Genomic DNA, 2,635 nt, shown 5'->3' with positions numbered 1-2,635 from the left:
TGGAAAATCCAGTGTAAGCTGCCCCCTAAAACCAAGTGATTCTACCCCCTTAAAACATTCAACAATGCCCCCTTAAAAAGTCTTGACCGATGGGGTTATTATTATTTTAGTTTATTTCCCTCTGTATGCAGCCATTTTACGGACACTTTCTCCTGTCAGCTCAATCCGGTGCGCCGTATGTATAATACGATCCATAATGGCATCTGCTACTGTAGGGTCTCCGATTGCATCATACCAATTGTCCGTTGGCAGTTGCGAGGTGATGATGATGGACTTGCGCCCATGTCGGTCCTCTATTATATCGAGCAGGATGGGGCGTTCCTTGGCATCAAGGTTCACAAGGAAGAGGTCATCCAATATGAGCAGCGTGCTCCGTTCGATTCTCTTGAGTTCCGATTCCAGTGTGCCTTTTACTTTTGCCACCTTAAGCGTACCCATAAGTTTCGGAGCATTCGCATAATATGTCCGTATGCCCTTCTTGCAGGCTTCATACCCCATTGCTGTGGCAAGGAAGCTCTTCCCGGTACCGGATGACCCTGTGATGAAGAGGTTCTGTCCCTTGCGGATGAACTCCAGCGATGCAAGCCGCTCCATCTGATTGCGGTCAAGGCCACGCGGGATTGCATAGTCTATCTGCTCGAGGCAGGCCTTGTAGCGGAACGCCGCCCCGCGTATAAGGCGTTGGATGGCTGCATTGGCACGGTAGTCCCATTCCCTGGCAAGTAACATGTGCAGGAAAGAGTCGATTGTCATTGTTTCTGCCATAGTGGAGGTCAGGCTTTCAGTGAAGGCGGCGGCCATGCCGTGCAGCTTCATACGGTTCATCAGTTCGATTGTCAACGTGTTGCGGTCTTTTTCGACAGCTATCGGTGCGGTAAGATTATTTGTTTCCATTGTTGTCTCTATTTAAATGTTTTAATTGTGCGAAGTAGGCTGCTCCGCGGATGTTTTTGTGGATAGATGTTACGGGGACCTCATCGTCGATGTCGTCTTTTGACAGGAAGTCTGCATCATCCCCGCGTTCAAGGATCCGCCTTATCTCCTGATATCCGTATAGGCGCAGTTGCGTGGCGCATGCGCTTGCCGCCACCAACCGTTCCAGCCCGAAGGTCTTCTCCAACGCCATGATGCCTCTGCATGAACGGAACGCCGCGGGAGGATACTTCTTGAGTTCCGCCACCTTGCGCAGATACAGCAGCAGGACGTTATCTGTCTGGCCGGCCCGTTCGTAAATCTGTTCCAGATCCTTTTCATAACTTCCATGACGTCCGGGCAGTCCGTGGGCATCCTTGGTCGTATAGGAGTATGGCGTGTCATCGCGCTGGTGTGTGGTCACCAGACGCAGGCCATGATATATTTCCAGCGTGTCCGCATCATAGACAATCTCGACACGTTTGCCTATATACTCTTTCGGTACGCTGTAATGGTGAAGCCTGAAGGTGACATAGCCGTTACGCATTACTGTTGCGGAGCGTCGCTCTTTCATCTGATGGCGTATGGCGGGAAGCGGGCGGAGGCAGTCGGACTCAATCTGCTCGAACTGTTCCCGTCTGGACTGGGGACGCCCGCTCATCCTGCGTCCGTTGAAGGCCGAGAGCGATTCGGATATGGCCGCATTCAGAGACTCCAGCGAGTGGAATACAAGACCCTCGATGTCAGCGTAGACGGATCGGTAAAGCAGCTTCACGGCATTCTCCACCAAGGCCTTGTCCTTTGGATGACGTACCCGTGTGGGGTATACGGTACATCCGTAGTGTTCGGCAAATGCCGCAAACTCCTCGTTGATTACCGGCTCGTTACGGTCGCTGCGGGTTACCGCCGATTTGAGGTTGTCTGGTACGATCGCCATCGGAACCCCGCCGTAAAAATGAAGCGCGTTCTCACACGCCTTAATCAAGTCCTGCCTTGACTGGGACCAGACCGCCTCACAATAGGTATAGTGGCTGCACGGAAGTATGGCCACGAACACTTCAACGCTGCGACATTCACCGCTTTCACTGTCAACGACTTCCAGTTTGTCACCGGCGAAGTCGATATACATCTGGTCTCCGGCATAATGCTCGACATGGCCTACGACATGTGTCACCATACGGTAACGCATGAGATAGTTGCCGAAACTGGCATGTCTGTATCCGTCAGGATGGGTCTCGCGGTACTCTTCGTACAGGGTTTTCACTGTTACGCCTCGGCGGCTAAGCCGGGCAGCATACTCAGGAAGGAGTGCCTCAAGCTCAAGCTGGCGTTGTGACGGTTCCCTGTTACGGCCAACACCTTCAGAGAACATTTCCTGGATGCGAGCGGAAGGCATGGCGGCCAACTCCTTTATCGGTATACCACACTCTTGAAACAGGCGCACATATCTGCGCACCGTGTTGCGGGAAAGCTCAAAGCTCCTGCTTATCTGCTTTATCCCCATCCCCAATGCGTAACATTGGAGGATGTTTGCTATCTTTGTTGTCATAGTAGAAATGATTTTATCCCACCGGTCAAGACGGGAATCAAATCTACGAAAAATCCCCTGCCGGGCATTGCCAAGCAGGGGTATTTTTATATTGGAATCAAGGGGGTAGGATTATTTTAGCACAAGGGGGCAGAATCGCTTGGTTTTAGGGGGCAGCTTACACTGGATTTTCCA

The 2,635-nt window shown here is 52.0% G+C and carries 2 protein-coding genes; both read right to left on the bottom strand.

From position 1 onward, the window contains the following. Positions 1-111 precede the first annotated feature (111 nt). A complete protein-coding gene (gene istB / locus DWY79_RS22290; RefSeq protein ID WP_005824105.1) occupies positions 112-894 on the bottom strand; it encodes an IS21-like element helper ATPase IstB in 783 nt (260 codons plus the stop codon). Further along, complete coding sequence (gene istA, locus DWY79_RS22285) at positions 881-2,461, bottom strand: IS21 family transposase (RefSeq protein WP_005829261.1); 1,581 nt, start codon at positions 2,459-2,461, stop codon at positions 881-883. Before istA ends, istB begins: the two co-directional genes overlap by 14 nt. Positions 2,462-2,635: the final 174 nt, after the last annotated feature.

Origin of the sequence: Parabacteroides sp. AF27-14, assembly GCF_003635425.1 — a bacterium.
Classification (GTDB): Bacteria; Bacteroidota; Bacteroidia; order Bacteroidales; family Tannerellaceae; genus Parabacteroides; species Parabacteroides distasonis.
This window is presented reverse-complemented; position numbering and strand designations above follow the sequence as displayed.

Bases quoted from the DNA above. Each gene is read 5' to 3' on its own strand.
- istA (WP_005829261.1), bottom strand. From the start codon at position 2,461: ATGACAACAAAGATAGCAAACATCCTCCAATGTTACGCATTGGGGATG.
- istB (WP_005824105.1), bottom strand. From the start codon at position 894: ATGGAAACAAATAATCTTACCGCACCGATAGCTGTCGAAAAAGACCGC.